The 14,850-nt window shown below is 65.4% G+C and carries 14 protein-coding genes; 4 read left to right on the top strand and 10 right to left on the bottom strand.

Annotation, left to right across the window (positions count from 1 at the left end; genetic code table 11):
* Positions 1-144: 144 nt before the first annotated feature.
* Positions 145-1,461 carry a fumarylacetoacetase gene (gene fahA, locus KTQ42_RS19040; RefSeq protein ID WP_217347198.1) on the bottom strand — a complete coding sequence of 439 codons (1,317 nt, stop codon included), beginning with the start codon at positions 1,459-1,461 and terminating at the stop codon, positions 145-147.
* A gap of 64 nt (positions 1,462-1,525) precedes the next feature.
* Positions 1,526-2,848: a homogentisate 1,2-dioxygenase gene (hmgA, locus tag KTQ42_RS19035; RefSeq protein WP_217347197.1), complete on the bottom strand. Its 1,323-nt coding sequence runs from the start codon at positions 2,846-2,848 to the stop codon at positions 1,526-1,528.
* 133 nt (positions 2,849-2,981) lie between these two features.
* Here hmgA and KTQ42_RS19030 point away from each other — a divergent pair, with 133 nt between their 5' ends.
* The 3 genes from KTQ42_RS19030 to KTQ42_RS19020 all read left to right on the top strand — a co-directional run bounded on the left by KTQ42_RS19030 (position 2,982) and on the right by KTQ42_RS19020 (position 5,495).
* The gene (locus KTQ42_RS19030) at positions 2,982-3,938 is read left to right on the top strand and encodes a LysR family transcriptional regulator (protein WP_217347196.1); all 957 of its coding nucleotides are present in this window, start codon (positions 2,982-2,984) and stop codon (positions 3,936-3,938) included.
* A gap of 113 nt (positions 3,939-4,051) precedes the next feature.
* Positions 4,052-5,221: a GGDEF domain-containing protein gene (locus tag KTQ42_RS19025; protein ID WP_217347195.1), complete on the top strand. Its 1,170-nt coding sequence runs from the start codon at positions 4,052-4,054 to the stop codon at positions 5,219-5,221.
* Between the two features lie 73 nt (positions 5,222-5,294).
* On the top strand, positions 5,295-5,495 hold the full coding sequence (locus KTQ42_RS19020; protein WP_217347194.1) for a hypothetical protein: 201 nt from the start codon (positions 5,295-5,297) through the stop codon (positions 5,493-5,495).
* A 39-nt stretch (positions 5,496-5,534) separates the two neighbouring features.
* On the opposite strand, the gene KTQ42_RS19015 is transcribed toward KTQ42_RS19020, so the two are convergent.
* The 3 genes from KTQ42_RS19015 to KTQ42_RS19005 form a co-directional block, all read right to left on the bottom strand.
* A complete protein-coding gene (locus tag KTQ42_RS19015; RefSeq protein WP_217347193.1) occupies positions 5,535-6,497 on the bottom strand; it encodes a tripartite tricarboxylate transporter substrate binding protein in 963 nt (320 codons plus the stop codon).
* Positions 6,498-6,531: 34 nt separating this feature from the next.
* Positions 6,532-7,173, bottom strand: coding sequence for an aspartate/glutamate racemase family protein (locus KTQ42_RS19010; protein WP_217347637.1), 642 nt, complete (start codon positions 7,171-7,173; stop codon positions 6,532-6,534).
* Positions 7,174-7,268: 95 nt separating this feature from the next.
* Positions 7,269-8,264, bottom strand: coding sequence for a 3-hydroxyacyl-CoA dehydrogenase NAD-binding domain-containing protein (locus KTQ42_RS19005; RefSeq protein WP_217347192.1), 996 nt, complete (start codon positions 8,262-8,264; stop codon positions 7,269-7,271).
* An 84-nt stretch (positions 8,265-8,348) separates the two neighbouring features.
* Here KTQ42_RS19005 and KTQ42_RS19000 point away from each other — a divergent pair, with 84 nt between their 5' ends.
* Positions 8,349-9,257, top strand: a complete 909-nt coding sequence (locus KTQ42_RS19000; RefSeq protein ID WP_217347191.1) for a LysR family transcriptional regulator — start codon at positions 8,349-8,351, stop codon at positions 9,255-9,257.
* Positions 9,258-9,464: 207 nt separating this feature from the next.
* Here KTQ42_RS19000 and KTQ42_RS18995 read toward each other — a convergent pair whose 3' ends face one another.
* The 5 genes from KTQ42_RS18995 to KTQ42_RS18975 all read right to left on the bottom strand — a co-directional run bounded on the left by KTQ42_RS18995 (position 9,465) and on the right by KTQ42_RS18975 (position 14,821).
* Positions 9,465-9,764, bottom strand: coding sequence for an antibiotic biosynthesis monooxygenase family protein (locus KTQ42_RS18995; RefSeq protein ID WP_217347190.1), 300 nt, complete (start codon positions 9,762-9,764; stop codon positions 9,465-9,467).
* Positions 9,765-9,967: 203 nt separating this feature from the next.
* Positions 9,968-11,944, bottom strand: coding sequence for a helicase-related protein (locus KTQ42_RS18990; protein ID WP_217347189.1), 1,977 nt, complete (start codon positions 11,942-11,944; stop codon positions 9,968-9,970).
* Between the two features lie 97 nt (positions 11,945-12,041).
* Positions 12,042-12,569 carry a hypothetical protein gene (locus tag KTQ42_RS18985; RefSeq protein ID WP_217347188.1) on the bottom strand — a complete coding sequence of 176 codons (528 nt, stop codon included), beginning with the start codon at positions 12,567-12,569 and terminating at the stop codon, positions 12,042-12,044.
* Between the two features lie 78 nt (positions 12,570-12,647).
* Positions 12,648-13,445, bottom strand: coding sequence for a slipin family protein (locus KTQ42_RS18980; RefSeq protein ID WP_217347187.1), 798 nt, complete (start codon positions 13,443-13,445; stop codon positions 12,648-12,650).
* Positions 13,430-14,821: a nodulation protein NfeD gene (locus KTQ42_RS18975; RefSeq protein WP_217347186.1), complete on the bottom strand. Its 1,392-nt coding sequence runs from the start codon at positions 14,819-14,821 to the stop codon at positions 13,430-13,432. The genes KTQ42_RS18980 and KTQ42_RS18975 overlap by 16 nt, the downstream gene beginning before the upstream one ends.
* Positions 14,822-14,850: the final 29 nt, after the last annotated feature.

The raw sequence follows: 14,850 nt of genomic DNA, 5'->3' as shown, positions 1-14,850 counted from the left end.
GTGAGCGGGGCCAACCGTAGTAGGGTGGAATACCCGAAGGGCATTCCACGGTTGTTGAACAGCGCATGGTTTTGACTATGTCTGTCGTCCCACCGCTGATCGTGAAATCCCCTTCGGGGTATTCCACCCTACTCATTCGGCTGCCTATACATTGGCCGGCAGAACCGTCCCCCAACATTCCCCAAAGCCGATGCGCGCCGCGCCGGCCTTTTCACACCAGCCACGCAGCACGACGGCATCCTCGTCCTGCAGGTAGGTGCGTGCCTCGCCGTTGGGCAACTGCAGCGGCTGCTTGCCGCCGACTGTCAGCTCCACCAGCGCGCCAGCCTGGTCCAGCGTCGGTCCCGACAGGGTGCCGCTGCCGAACAGGTCGCCAGGCTGCAGGTTGCAACCATTCACGGTGTGATGCGCCACCATTTGCGCCACTGTCCAGTAGGCATGGCGGTAGCTGGTGCGGCAGATGGTGGCGTCGCCCTGCCCGGCCTTGCGCATTGTTGGCGTCTGGATGCCGACCTGAAGCTGGATATCGAATGCGCCGGCGCGGCGGTTGTCTTCCGAGTCCAGGTAAGGCAAGGGCTGCGGCTCTCCGGCCGGCCGCTCGAACGGCAGGCGGTAAGGCGCCAGCGCCTCCAGCGTCACGATCCACGGCGAGATAGTGGTGGCGAAATTCTTCGACAGGAAGGGGCCGAGCGGCTGGTACTCCCAGGCCTGGATGTCGCGCGCGGACCAGTCGTTGAGCAGGCAGATCCCAAACACATGCTCCTCTGCCTCATTCATCGCAATACGCTCGCCCTGGCTGTTGCCGATGCCGACGAAGATGCCCAGTTCCAGTTCGATATCAAGCCGCTGGCAAGGACCTACCGTTGGCTCGGTCGCACCGGGCGGCACGGTCTGTCCCACCGGGCGGGGAAAGGCGCGCCCGGAAATGCCAATGCTGGAGGCACGACCGTGGTAGCCGATCGGCACCCACTTGTAGTTGGGCAGCAGCGGATTGTCCGGCCGGAACTGCTTGCCGATATTGGTGGCGTGATGAACCGAGGTGTAGAAGTCGGTGTAGTCGCCGATGCGTGCCGGCACGTCGTATTCGGCTTGCGCCTGCGGCACCAGGCAGGCTTCCAGCTTGGATTGCTCCGCAGCGCCCTCGCGCAGGGCGCGCGACAGCGCCAGGCGCAGTGCGCTCCATTTGCCGGCGCCTAGCGCCATCAGGGCATTGAGCTTGTCCTCGCCGCCGGCCTGCAGCGCCACTGCGGCGTCGCCGCTGAAGACGGCGGTGCCGGCAGCGGCGGCCAGGTCGAGGATCTGGTCGCCGATGGCCACGCCGCCGCGGAAGGCTTCGCCGCTGCCCTTGCGGCGAAATACCGCGAAAGGCAGGTTCTGGATCCGGAAGTCCGAGACCGGCAGGTTGGCGGAGGCAACCCAGCTGCGCAGTGCCGGGTTGTGGGTTTCATTCAGATTGATCATAAGCGTATCGGGCCTGTGGTTGTTTGCCTGTCCACACTGGACAGGGGCGGCATGTCAGCGCCGTTCATTTGCTGGTCGGAGAAAAGTGCTTCTTCAGGTTCTGCCAGCACTGGAAGTATTCGCTCTGCAGTTGCGAAGTCTCCAGCGCGAATTGCGTCGGCTTGATCGCCACCGGCGTTTCGAACATGAAGGCCATGGTATCGCTTACCTTGCCTGGCCTGGACGTGTCAGAGCGGCTGGCCTTCTCGAAGGTGTCGGCATCCGGGCCGTGGCCGGTCATGCAGTTGTGCAGGCTGGCGCCGCCCGGCACGAAGCCTTCGGCCTTGGCATCGTATTCGCCATGGATCAGGCCCATGAATTCGCTGGCCACATTGCGGTGGAACCAGGGCGGCCGGAAGGTGTTTTCCGCGGCCAGCCAGCGCGGCGGGAAGATCACGAAGTCGATGCTGTCGACGCCCGGCACCGCGCTCGGCGCCTGCAGCACCAGGAAGATTGACGGGTCCGGATGGTCGTAGCTGATCGAGCCTATGGTGTTGAAGCGGCGCAGGTCATATTTATAGGGCGCGAAGTTGCCATGCCAGGCCACCACGTCCAGCGGCGAATGGCCGATCGGTGCGCTCCACAGGCGGCCGCTGAACTTGGTCAGCAACTCGAAGTCGCCTTCCTTGTCTTCATACCAGGCCGACGGCGTCAGGAAATCGCGCGGATTGGCCAGGCCGTTGGACCCGATCACGCCGAGGTCGGGCAGGCGGAACAGCGCGCCAAAATTCTCGCAGATATAGCCGCGCGCCTGGCCGTCCGGCAGGCTGACCTGGAAGCGCACGCCGCGCGGTATCACCACGATTTCCTGCGGCTCGACATCGATCCGGCCCATCTCGGTGGCGATCGAGAGCCGTCCCTGCTGCGGGACGATCAGCAGTTCGCCATCGGCATTGTAGAAATAGCGGCTTTCCATGTCGCGGTTGGCTGCATACAGATGGATCGCGCAGCCGCTGCCGGCATCGGGCGCGCCATTGCCGGCCATCGTCACCCAGCCTTCGATGAAGTCGGTGGCGATATCGGGCATCGGCAGCGGGTCCCAGCGCAACTGGTTGGGCGGCGTTGGCGGGACGCTGGAAAAGTCCGATACCAGGCTCTGGGAAGGCAGCAGCTGGAACGGCTTATGCACCGCGCCCGGACGGATACGGTACAGCCAGGAGCGGCGGTTGTGGCTGCGCGGCGCGGTAAAGGCGGTGCCGGAGATCTGCTCGGCATACAGGCCATAGGGCGCGCGTTGCGGCGAATTCTGGCCCACCGGCAGGGCGCCCGGCAGTGCCTCGGTGGCGAACTCGTTGGCGAAGCCCGACATATAAGGTTCGGGAGACGAAGCGGGTCTGGCATCGGTCATGGCGGACACTCCTTGTGATCATGGCTGCGGCGGATCGCCACATGCGAAGAGCCACACTATAGGCACAGGCGGCACCGTTTAAAATACAAATGCAAAAATGACGACTATTGACCATATCAATAATGGGTAAAGCATGCGCGACGTTGCCGACATCGATCTGAACCTGCTGGTGGTGTTCCACCAGCTTTACCAACTGCGCCATGTGTCGCTGGTAGCCAGACGCCTCGGCCTGTCGCAGCCGACGGTGAGCAATGCGCTGGCGCGTTTGCGCAAGACCTTTGGCGACGAGTTGTTCGTGCGCACCGCCCATGGCATGCAGCCCACGCCGGGCGCGGACCGGATTGCCGAGCCGGTCGGCCATGCCCTGGCCAGCGTCAGCGCGGCGCTGAACCTGGAGGAGCCGTTCGACGCCGCCAGCAGCGAGCGCCGCTTCGTGATTGCGATGACCGATGTCGGCGAGATCCATTTCATGCCGCGGCTGGTGGAATACTGCGCGCGGCTGGCGCCGCATGTCGGCATCAGTTCGGTGCGGGCCAGCGCGGTGGACTGGCAACAGCAGATGGAAGCTGGCCGCATCGACCTTGCGCTGGGCGCCTTCACCGATGTGGCGGAACGGTTTTTTCATCGCCGCCTGTTCAGCCAGAACTATGTCACCATGTTTCGCCGCGGCCATCCGTTCTCGCAGCGCAAGGTTGGCCTGAAGGAATTTCTGTCGGCCCGGCACCTTTTCGTCGATTCACGGGAGAGTCCCTATGACCAGATCAATGCCCGCCTGGAAAAGGCCGGCGTGACCCGCTCGGTGCAGTTCCAGGTGCCGCATTTCACGGCCGTGCCCTACATCATCAGCAATACGGACATGGTGGTGACGGTGCCAAGCAAGCTGGCCCAGCAGGCTTGCGGCCCGTTCAACCTGGATTACGCCGCGCCGCCGCTGCGGCTGCCGGCGCTGCATACCCATGTGTTCTGGCACCGCCGTTTTCACCAGGACAGCGGCAATCAGTGGCTGCGCTCGCTGATTGCAGAATGCTTTGTGGAAGATCAGGCATTGGCCGACAGGCCATCCGGCGCGTTGCAAGCTGCGCCATCCTAGCGAGGCATCCGAAAGGCCACGATATACCCATATCGCCATCAGGCTTATTGATTAGAAATAAGCCGCCTGCTAAAATATTTCTCTCAGGAAAATAAATCAGCAGGCGACGTCACATGCTCAATACCAAGGAAGCGTTTCTCATCGCCTCGCTGTTCTGTTTCGTCATTTTTCTGCTGCTGTTTTCCGTCAAGCAGGACCGCATCCACGGCGTGCGCCAGCTGTTGCTGGCCAGCGTGCTGGGCATGGCTGGGAATATGCTTTATGCATTCGGCCGGGAGTTGCCGACTGTCTTTGCCTATGAAGTGGCGAATGCAGTCTATGCGGCGTCATCGGTCGCTATCTTGGTCAGCTACCGGCAGTTGTTCGGTAGGCGCTTTTCGGTACTGCTGATGTCCGGCAGCATTGCGCTGCTGACGGGGGTGACCGCCTACTTTCATTACGTGGCCAATTCCTTCGACGCCCGGACGATTGCCGTGTCGGGCTTCCAGGTTGGCATCACTGTCATCATTGCCGCGACCGTGCTGAAGTCGCGCGACTACAAGGGACGCTCCCGCTATCCGGCCATGTACGCGCTGTGCATGTGCGCGCTGATCGGCGGCGGCCATCTGGCACGCGTGGTTCGCCATGCCCTGATGTCGGATGTACCGCATTCGCTGCTCGAACCCACTGGGATCAACTTGCTGTTCGTGTGGGCCAATGCCTTTGCCCTGCCCTGCCTGATGCTGGGCGGCCTGCTGATTGCCCACTGCCGTATCGTTACCAGCATTGAAAACGCGGCCAACTGCGACTTCCTGACTGGCGCATGGTCGCGGCGGGCCTTCCATGAAACCGGCCCGAGGTTTCTGGAAAGAAGCCGTTACGACAGGCAGCCACTGGCCCTGCTGCTGATCGATCTGGACAATCTGAAGCCAACCAACGACACCTACGGCCATGCTGCCGGCGACGCTGCGCTGACTGACTTCGTTCGGCTGTCCCACACTGCCCTGCGGCCGGTCGATTTCCTGGCCCGCATCGGCGGCGATGAATTTGCCCTGCTGCTGCCGGACACCGACCTGATTGCCGCCGTTGCCATCGGGCGGCGCTTGCAGGCCGTGATCGCCGCCGCACAGTCCGGCGAGGCGCTGCAAATCACGCTGAGCGTCGGCGTGGCGGTGCTGCGTGCCGACGATACGCTGCCTGCGCTGGTGAAGCGGGCTGACGAGGCGTTGTATGGCGCCAAGGCGGCCGGCCGCAACCGGGTCGTGACTGAAGCCGGCGGACGCATTGCCAGACTGGTGGCCTGATACCAATCCCTGAGAACTTCGCTGCGTGCGCGACATCCAAATGTGTCCACACTACTCTGGCGAGGAGTAACAGATGAGCACCACGCACCCCAACCGCAGCCGTGGCCAGGAAACCGGCAGCGAAGAGATCCGCCGCAAGCAGTCCGGCGACCAGCATGACTTGATCGCCGATGAAAATGCCGCCATGTCGGAGCGGCCGCACCGGATGGACCGCGGCAACCTGCAGCAAGATCAGGGCGGCGGCGACAAGAAGCGGGACGACAGTTCCACCTGAACCGCCCCGGGCGCCGCAGATGCGGCACCCGGCAATGCATCAGTCGACGGTGACGCCGGCGTCCTTGACCAGCTTGCCCAGCTTGGCCGACTCGGAACGGATCAGCTCGCCGAAGGCTTCCGGCTTGCCGCCGACAATCGGCGTGCCCAGTTCTTCCCAGCGCTTCTTGAATTCAGGGTCGGCGAAGATCTCATTGATGGCCTGGTTCAGTTTGGCGACCACGGGCTTGGGCGTGGCTGCCGGCGCGACGATGCCATGCCAGCCTGAAAAGTTATAGCCCGTCAGGCCCGACTCGGCCAGCGTTGGCACGTCTGGCAGGGCGGGGCTGCGGGTAGCGGTAGTGACCGCCAGCGGACGCAGCTTGCTACTTTTGATGTACTGCACCGAGCTGCCAAGGATGTCGAACATCACCTTGACATGGCCACCCATCACATCGGTCAACGCGGGACCGGCGCCCTTGTAGGGAATGTGCTGCAGCTTCAGGCCAGTGGCGGTATTGAAGAGTTCGCCGGCCAGGTGCTGTGGCGTGCCGTTGCCGGCCGAGGCAAAGCCGAGATCGGCCGGCTTGTCCTTGGCCAGCGCCAGGAACTGCTTGATATTGGTTGCCGGCACCGAGGGATGCACTTCCAGCACCAGCGGATATGCCGAGATCTGGATGATGGGCGCGAAGTCCTTCAGCGGATCGAAGGGAATCGAGCGGTAGAGCGTCTTGTTGACCGCCATCGGGCCGCTGGCGGCAAGCAGGATGGTGTAACCGTCGGCCGGCGCCTTGGCGACGAAGTCGGTGCCGATATTGCCGCCCGCGCCAGGACGGTTGTCGATGATCACCGGCTGCTGCAGCTTGGCCTGCAGCGGCACCTGGATCAGGCGCGCCATCGCGTCGGTCGGGCCGCCCGGCGGATACGGGATGATGAACTTGATCGGCTTAGATGGATAGTCGCTGGCGCCGGCGGCAAAAGCCTGTACCAGCAGCACGGATGCGAAAAGCGCTTTTTTCAACATGTCTTGTCTCCTTGGTTGATGTCGCAAACAGGCGCTAGGCGAGCCGCCGCTTCAATGCGCTGACGGCGCTGTGGACTGTGGTCAATACCGGCAGGCCGGTGGCCTGCTCGCAGGCCTCGCGGGCGCGGGCCATGCTGAACTGGGCCAGCGCGATGGTCTTGCAGCCGGCTGCCTGCAGCATGCGCGCCTGGGCCACGATCAATTCATCGTGGCGCCCGGCGTCGCCGCGGTTGAGCGCATCCAGCGCGCCTTCGGCCAGCGCGGTCAACAACTGCACCGACGCGGGAAACTCCGGCGGCATCGATGCCAGCGTCGGCCCGAAGGTGGCGATCAGTCCGACCGGACCGGCCGCGTTCGCGGCATCGGCGACCATGGCCTCGTTCGGCTTCAATACCGGCAGGTTGGCATAGCGCCGGGCAACGGCCTCAATGCAGGGACCGAAGGCGGAACAGGTAAACAGGATGCCCTGGGCGCCGGTGCCGACTGCGTATTCCGCCAAGTCCTGGAAGCGCTGGTGCATGGCTGCATCCAGGCCGCGGCCGGAAGCGGCGAGATCGGCCGACAGGGAATCGTCGAGCAGATTCATGCGCCTGGCCTGCGGCCAGTCATGCGCCAGTGCCTGGTTGATAGGGTCCACCGAATGGTTCAGCGCGTGGATCAGCGCGATGCGTGGCATGGAGGAAGTCGTATTCATGGTGAGTGGCGGTAAAGCTTCAGTTAATGGGCCGGCAAGCCGACGTGGAGGGCTGTGGAGAGCCGGCTGCGTGCAGACTACTTCTCGATCTTCGGCAGTTCCGGCGCCAGCAGCCGCAGGCCCGCTTTCAACAGGTCGTCATAGCGCTTGCGCTCGGCGGCGATGCTTTCCGGCGTCCATTTGAAAAAGCCTTCGCCGGTCTTCATGCCGAATCTGCCGCTTGCCAGCCGATCGGAGAGGGCCTTGGCCGGCACGGTGTTGGCGGCCAGCGACGGATACATCGTGGCCGCGGCTGGGCAATGCACGTCGATGCCGGCATGGTCGCGCTGCAGCACCGGCCCGGCGGCCAGGAAACGGAAGCCAAAGCCGAAGCGCACCGCGGCATCCACATCCTCCGGCGTGGCGATGCCGGCATCGATCATGGCGAATGCCTCGCGCGCCAGCGCATGCTGCAGGCGGTTGGCGAGGAAGCCCGGCAAGTCCTTGCGCACCAGGACCGGCACCATGCCGCAGGCCCGCATGAAGGCAGACAGCGCTTCGCCAAGCGCGGCGGAGGAGCGCTCGCCCAGCACTACTTCGACCAGCGGCACCAGGTGGGCCGGCATGAAGAAATGCAGGCCCAGCATGCGCTGCGCCGATGCCAGTCCTTCGGCGATGGCTGAAATCGGGAAGCTGGAGCTGTTGCTGCAGAACAAGGTGTCGGGCCTGGCGCGCTTTTCCAATTCGGCAAACAAAGCCTGCTTGGGCGCCAGCCTCTCCGGTATGCATTCAATCACGAGGTCAACCGCCTGCCAGTCCACCTCGTCCAGCGATGCGCAGGCGCTGAGGCAGCCGCGCATGTCTTCGGCTTCCAAGCCACGCAGGCCGCTGGTGAAATAGTCGTCCAGCGCCGCACGTCGCCCTTCTCCCGGTTCGAGCACGATGGTGCGGCAGCCGGCGCGGGCCAGCACCAGCGCGACGTCGGCGCCCATGGTGCCGCCGCCGGCGACGAGCGCGCAGGCGCGCGACGGTTTGGGCAGGCTGGCAACCTGGGAGGAGGAAATGGAAGTAGTAGGAGCGTGATCGGTGTTCATGGGCCTGGACGGAGCAAGAAAAACTGCAGTCTGCCGCCGAGACTTATTTCTGTGAATCGCATATTTTCTATAAACTTATCGATTATGGAGATAAATCTTTCGGCCCGCGACATCCGCGCCTTCCTTGCCGTGGCCCAGACGCTCAGCTTCAGCCAGGCGGCGCAGGAAATGCACCTGTCGCAGTCGGCCCTGTCGACACTGATCAGCCGGCTGGAACAAGCTGTTGGCACGCGCCTGTTCGACCGCACCACCCGCGCCGTTGCCCTGACGGCGGCCGGGGAGGTGCTCGCCGCGCAGGCCGAGCAGCTGCTGTCGGACATCGAGCGCGCGGTGGTCGCGGTCCGCGATGTGGCGGCGGTGCGGCGCGGCCGGGTGGCAATTGCGGCCATGCCGTCTTTGGCGGCGCGCATCATTCCCAAGCTCTTTCGCAGCTTCAGCGCCAGACATCCGGACATCAGGCTGTCAGTGGTCGACACCCTGTCCGAGCCGGCCTTCGAGCTGGTGCGCGAGGGCCGGGTGGACTTTGCGCTGACGGCGGCCAATCCCGCCTATACCGACCTCGACTATGTGCCGCTGACGACTGACAACTTCGTGCTGCTGGCCGCACCCGGCCACCCGCTGGCCAAGGGTCGCGGCAAGGTGCGCTTTGCCGACACCCTGCCCTTTCCGCATATCACGATGTCGCGCCATACCAGCGTACGCCAGTATGTCGAAGCGGCCGCGCTGCAACATGGCTTCGGATTCCATCCCGCTTATGAAGTGGACCATCTCGCCACCATTGGTGCCATGGTGATCGAGGAACTCGGCGTGGCGGCACTGCCGGCGCTGGCGGCCGACGTGATCGGCGACCCCGGCATCGTGCGCCGTCCGCTGGTGGAGCCGGTGATACGCCGCTCCATCGGCCTGGTGCTGCGCCGCGAGGGCTCGCTGTCGCCGGCCGCGGCGGCCATGTTGGCGATGTTAAAGCAGCAGTTGCGCAAGCCGGCCGCGTAGCACGGTAAGGGAATAGCGTCAGGCGAGTCCGCCAGCAGCCGATCGCCTTCCCATGTAAAGGCCTTGCATGCCGATGAATTGCCTCATATGGCTGACAAGATTTGCCGCCATGGGCAATTCAGCGAGCGGGGAACAGGGGCAGGACAAGTCCACTGCGCACCGCCATTCAAAACGCGGCACGCCCGCTGCCTGCTCGTGGCAGCCGGCTCAGAATGCCTGCAATACCGTGTTCAGATGCTGCACCTGGGGCGGCTCGGCAAAGTAGGGGCCGGCGAGGCGTCGCCATTCCTGGAAGTCGGCACTGTTGCGAAAGTCAACGGTATGGTCCTCGACGGTCTGCCAGCCGACCACCAGCGTATACCTGTCCGGATACTCTACCGACTGTTCCAGTTGCATTGAAACGCAACCCTTGGCCCGCTGGAACAAGGGTGCCGCTGCCTGCACCGCCGCCACGAAGCTGGCTTCCTCGCCTGCCTTCACCCTGATCTCTGCCCGCTCGAAAATCATCGTATCTCTCCATGTTGATGTTGATGTTGACGCCCATGCCGGCCTGCAGACAGGCGCGACGGCGCGCTCGCATCTTAAACGGTTAATGCATTCGCAGCACTGCTGGGTAATACGACGTAACGTGATGGCCACCGGCGTCTCTCCGCTGTCCCACCACGCCCCGCATCACCAATCTCGATAGTCCGCGAAACACTACCCAGCCCTCAACCGCCACGCCGCTTTCCCTGCCGCCGCCGCAACGCCGCGTTCTGCGCCTGCAGCATCGCATCGACCCGCTCGGACGCAGTGCGCGCCAGCGACTGCGCTTCCTCGATGCTGGGGAAATACTCGGGCATGCGGTAGCCCAGCCAGGCATAGGCGGAATACAGCCGGCACTGGTCCTCCACTTCCTGCAAGTTCAGTCGGCCGAGCTCGCGCGGGTCGACCTCGAGCTTCATCACCCGCTTCTTCGCCAGGGCCCTGGCCCAGCCTTCCCAGGCCAGTTGCAGCGTGGGCACGCGGCTGGCGATGGGCACCAGGGACAGGGTGAACTTCTCGGCGATGGTCAATGGCAGCGTGTCGAGCCACAGCGCCCGTTCCGACTGCTCCTCGGTGATGCGCGGAAAGAAGAAGCCGTCCGGCACATCGATGTTATGCACGAAGCGCTTCAACAGCCGCACCAGCGACTGCTCGCCGGTCACGGAAGAAATCCGGTGCAGATGCTCCAGCGTCGGCGCGACCGAGAAGTTGGTGGCCGGCACCGGCGCCAGCTTTTCCTTCAGCAGTGCGCGGATCACGTCGTGCGTATCCTCGTCGTAGCCCGCCACGAAGCCTTCCTCGTGCACGCCGTAACGCCCGGCGCGGCCGGCGATCTGGCGCGCCAGCGCCGCGGAGATTTCTTCCTCCTCGACGCCGTTGAACTTGACGGCGGTGGTCATCACCACCCGCGAGATCGGCATGTTCAGGCCCATCGCCAGCGCATCGGTCGCCACCACGATGTCGGCCTCGCCATCGCGAAAGCGCTGGGCCTGCGCACGCCGCACTTCGGGCGACAGGTTGCCGTAGACGGTGGAGACCGACATGCCGGTCTCGGCGATCATGTCGCGCCACATCAGCACCTCGCGCCGGGAAAACGCGATCACGGCGTCGCCGCGGCGGAAGTTACGCAGCTTCCTGACGGCCTGCCCTTCCATCGTCAGCGGCGCCTTGCGCTTGAGCATGTGGATTTCGAGCGGACATTCGAGTCGTTCAGCCAGCGCTTCGATCGCCTTGCGCGCTTCCGGCGCGCCCACCAGATAGACCGTGGTGGCGGGTGCGCCGCAGACGGCGGCGGTCCAGGCCGCGCCACGGTCGCGGTCGGCCAGCATCTGGATCTCGTCAATCACGGCGACCTCGACCCTGGTGCGGCTGTCCAGCATCTCGACCGTGCTGGCGACATGGGTCGCGCCTTCCTCGATGCGGCGTTCCTCGCCGGTGATCAGGCTGACCTTCAGCGCCTTGCCGTGCGGCCGGGCCGCTTGCATGCGTTCATAGTTTTCCAGCGCTAGCAGGCGCAGCGGCGCCAGGTAGACGCCGCTCTTGGCATGGATCAGCGCCTCCATTGCCTTGTGGGTCTTGCCCGAGTTGGTCGGGCCAAGCACGGCGATGAACTTGCGCGGCAGGCGGCGCGCCATCTCGAAGGAATCGGGATACTCAGCCAGGTTGATGCTCTCGCGGGTCAGCGCGGCATGGCGCTCCTCCTGCGCCCGCTCGATCGCATGCGCCAGGCGCTGGCGGATGCGGTCGAACACGAATTCCGCCGGGTCGGCGCTCTCCTGCCCGGCCAGCGACTGCAGGTAGGGCATCGCGTCCAGGCCGGCATCCTCGGCCTGTTCCTCGATCTCGCGCGCGAAGGCGGCGACCTGGCGGCGCAGCGCTTCTATGGCTTCCGGCGTGACCCGCTCCCGCACCAGCGCGAGCTGGGCGTCGTCATCCATCCTGCGCCATTTGGTAGGCTTGGCCAGCACGCCGTAGGCCGGCACCAGGTCGTAGGGGATGCGCAGCAGGCCGGCTTCGACCTCGCCAGTAAAGCGCACGAAAACCCGGCCTTCCAGCTTGACCAGGCGTGCACCGGCGGCGCTCACATACTGTTGTGCCGAGGCGGCGTCCGGCGCATCCTCGTGCTCGCCGGCGGTGGAAAGGGGAATGTCTGGCTCTGTCATTGGCAATCATCAGCGGCGGCGCAGGCCGCCAGGTAAAAGGAACCGGTATCGTACCGGAGCGGCCCGGGGTTCTGTTGGAGCGGGAACAATGGCGCCGCTAGCGCGTGGCGGTCACGGCTGCCGGCGCGGGCGCCTGGCGCAGCCGGTGGCTGCTCAGCGCGTCACGCAGGCACCAGGCAAGCGCTGCCAGGCCCAGCGCAGTCAGCGCCAGGCTTTGCCAGCCATGCGACACCGGCACCACCGCGCTTGGCAGCGCGCGCCATGCCAGCCAGTGCGGCGCCAGCAGCGTGATGTAGGCGCCGAGGTTGATCAGCAGCGCCACATGCAGCATCCGCTCTAGCGGCGGCAGGCGGCGCGTATGGTCTTCCAGCACGCTGTCCCAAGTCGATACCGTCACTTCGCAGGCGACCACGGCGGCGACCAGCCAGGCAGCCGCGCCATGCCATTCGAACCAGGCCAGCCCAAGAAACAGCGCGGCGAACAAAGCCTCCCGAGCCGCGTGCAGCGCTTCCTCCATGGCCGCGCCCGGCCGGTGCGGCAGGCGTTCCGCGAGCTCATGGTTCAGGGCCACATCCAGGCCGCCAAGCAGGCCGTGCAACACCAGCAGCGTCAATACCAATTCCATTGCTCCCTCCGCATCGTATGCGGATACGACGCCGGCCGGCGGCTGCGGTTCCACTACAGCGCAGTTAAACGCTGCCGCTCAGGGAGCCGGCCCCGCGTCGGCGCGCCGGGACGTGGTCTTGCGGGCCTGTTCCACCATGCCGGTCAGCAGTTCGACCGGCAGCGGAAACACGATGGTCGAGGACTTGTCGCCGGCGATGTTGGCCAGCGTCTGCATGTAGCGCAGTTGCATTGCGCCCGGCTGCCGGGCCAGCACCTCGGCGGCCTGCATCAGCTTTTCCGAGGCCTGCAGCTCGCCCTCAGCATGGATCACCTTGGCGCGCCGCTCGCGCTCGGCCTCGGCCTGGCGGGCAATCGCCCGCACCATGGATTCATCCAGGTCCACATGCTTGATCTCGACATTGGCCACCTTGATGCCCCAGGCGTCGGTCTGGGCGTCGAGCACCTGCTGGATATCGATGTTGAGGCGCTCGCGCTCGGCCAGCATCTCGTCCAGCTCATGCTTGCCCAGCACCGCGCGCAGCGTGGTCTGCGCCAGCTGGCTGGTTGCCTCGAAGAAGTTGGCAACCTGGATGATGGCCTTTTCCGGATCGACCACCCGGAAGTACAACACGGCGTTGACCTTGACCGATACATTGTCGCGCGAGATCACGTCCTGGGTCGGCACGTCGAGCACAATAGTGCGCAAATCAACCCGCACCATCTGCTGGAGCACCGGGATCAGGATCACCAGGCCCGGCCCCTTGACAGCCCAGAAGCGGCCGAGCTGGAACACCACGCCGCGCTCGTATTCGCGCAGCACCCTTATCGATACGGCCAGCAGCACCAGCAGCAAGACGACGATGAAACCGAATCCGAAGCTCAGGGTGGCGGGCATGTCGATTCTCCTTGTGTGTCGTCGCCGATCGGAACCACGTCGAGCAGCAGGCCTTTGCGGGCCACCACCCGCACCCTCTGGCCGCGGCGCAGCGGCGTGGTGCTGGCCACGCGCCAGGTTTCGCCGCGCAGCCGCGCCCAGGCCTGGTGCGGCGCGCCGGGCGCTGCCTCCACCTCGGCAATGCCGCCTACCATGTCGTCCAGCCCGGCGATGCGCGGCCGGCGCCGGGTTTTCAGCGCCAGGGTGGCGATGGCGCCGAGCAGCAGCGCGCTGGCCACTGCCACGGTGGCGATCAGGCCGAGCGGCAGGCCGTAGCCCGGCAGGTCGGTATCGATCAGCATCAGCGCGCCGGCAACAAAGGCGGCGACGCCACCGATGCCCAGCACGCCGAAGCTGGGCAGAAAGGCTTCGGCCACCATCAGTAGTAGCGCCAGCAGGATCAGCGCCAGCCCGGCATAGTTCACCGGCAGCAGCTGCAGGCCGTACAGCGCAAGCAGCAGGCAGATGGCGCCGACCACGCCCGGCGCCACCGCGCCCGGGCTGATAAACTCGAACACCAGGCCATACACGCCAACTGTCAGCAGCAGCAACGCGATGGTCGGGCTGGTGATGGTGGAGAGCAGCTGCACCCGCCAGTCGGGCTGCACACGCACCAGCGTCGCGCCGGCCGTATGCAGCTGCCGTTGCTGGCCGAGCACGGTGACCTTGCTGCCGTCGAGCTGCCGCAGCAACGCTTCGCCGTCGGCGGCGAGGTAATCGATCACCCGCAGCTTCAATGCTTCCTCGGCCGGCAGGCTGACCGCCTCGCGCACGGCGCGCTCGGCCCAGTCTGCATTGCGCCCGCGCAGCTGCGCCAGGCCGCGGATGTAGGCGGTGGCATCATTGACCTGCTTGCGTGCCAGCGCCGATTCCGGCCTGGCGGCAGCGCCGGGCGGCGGCTTGTCGCTCTCGGGCGCTGCGCCCGGCGGGCCGATCTGCACCGGCGTGGCTGCGCCGAGGTTGGTGCCTGGCGCCATCGCCGCGATATGGCTGGCGTAGAGGATATAGGTGCCAGCGCTGGCGGCGCGCGCGCCGCCGGGCGCGATCAGGCCCGCCACCGGCACCGGCGAGGCCAGGATGGCCTTGATGATGGCACGCATCGACGTGTCGAGTCCGCCGGGCGTATCCATTTGCAAGATCACCAGCTGGCTGCCGTCGCTGGCGGCGCGCGCCATGCCGCGCACCATGTAATCGGCGCTGGCCGGACCGATCGGACCGTCGATGCTAAGCAGCGTTACCGGCGCCGGCGCGGCCAGCGCGCAGGCGGCCAGCAGCAGGCCGAGCAGACAGAAGAGCGCGCCGCCGGCATGCCGGCGGCGGCTTCGAGGCAGTGGCATCGCGCGATTTCCCGGAGTCCCCACAAGGG

It is taken from the genome of Noviherbaspirillum sp. L7-7A (assembly GCF_019052805.1).
Lineage (GTDB): Bacteria > Pseudomonadota > Gammaproteobacteria > Burkholderiales > Burkholderiaceae_D > Noviherbaspirillum_A.
This window is presented reverse-complemented; position numbering and strand designations above follow the sequence as displayed.

Excerpts from the sequence above, each read along its gene's own strand:
- KTQ42_RS18985 (WP_217347188.1), bottom strand. The coding sequence starts at position 12,569 with ATGGAATTGGTATTGACGCTGCTGGTGTTGCACGGCCTGCTTGGCGGC.
- KTQ42_RS18995 (WP_217347190.1), bottom strand. The coding sequence starts at position 9,764 with ATGATTTTCGAGCGGGCAGAGATCAGGGTGAAGGCAGGCGAGGAAGCC.
- KTQ42_RS19010 (WP_217347637.1), bottom strand. The coding sequence starts at position 7,173 with ATGCCACGCATCGCGCTGATCCACGCGCTGAACCATTCGGTGGACCCT.
- KTQ42_RS19015 (WP_217347193.1), bottom strand. The coding sequence starts at position 6,497 with ATGTTGAAAAAAGCGCTTTTCGCATCCGTGCTGCTGGTACAGGCTTTT.
- KTQ42_RS19025 (WP_217347195.1), top strand. The coding sequence starts at position 4,052 with ATGCTCAATACCAAGGAAGCGTTTCTCATCGCCTCGCTGTTCTGTTTC.
- KTQ42_RS19030 (WP_217347196.1), top strand. The coding sequence starts at position 2,982 with ATGCGCGACGTTGCCGACATCGATCTGAACCTGCTGGTGGTGTTCCAC.
- KTQ42_RS18980 (WP_217347187.1), bottom strand. The coding sequence starts at position 13,445 with ATGCCCGCCACCCTGAGCTTCGGATTCGGTTTCATCGTCGTCTTGCTG.
- KTQ42_RS19020 (WP_217347194.1), top strand. The coding sequence starts at position 5,295 with ATGAGCACCACGCACCCCAACCGCAGCCGTGGCCAGGAAACCGGCAGC.
- KTQ42_RS19005 (WP_217347192.1), bottom strand. The coding sequence starts at position 8,264 with ATGAACACCGATCACGCTCCTACTACTTCCATTTCCTCCTCCCAGGTT.
- fahA (WP_217347198.1), bottom strand. The coding sequence starts at position 1,461 with ATGATCAATCTGAATGAAACCCACAACCCGGCACTGCGCAGCTGGGTT.
- KTQ42_RS19000 (WP_217347191.1), top strand. The coding sequence starts at position 8,349 with ATGGAGATAAATCTTTCGGCCCGCGACATCCGCGCCTTCCTTGCCGTG.
- hmgA (WP_217347197.1), bottom strand. The coding sequence starts at position 2,848 with ATGACCGATGCCAGACCCGCTTCGTCTCCCGAACCTTATATGTCGGGC.
- KTQ42_RS18990 (WP_217347189.1), bottom strand. The coding sequence starts at position 11,944 with ATGACAGAGCCAGACATTCCCCTTTCCACCGCCGGCGAGCACGAGGAT.
- KTQ42_RS18975 (WP_217347186.1), bottom strand. The coding sequence starts at position 14,821 with ATGCCACTGCCTCGAAGCCGCCGCCGGCATGCCGGCGGCGCGCTCTTC.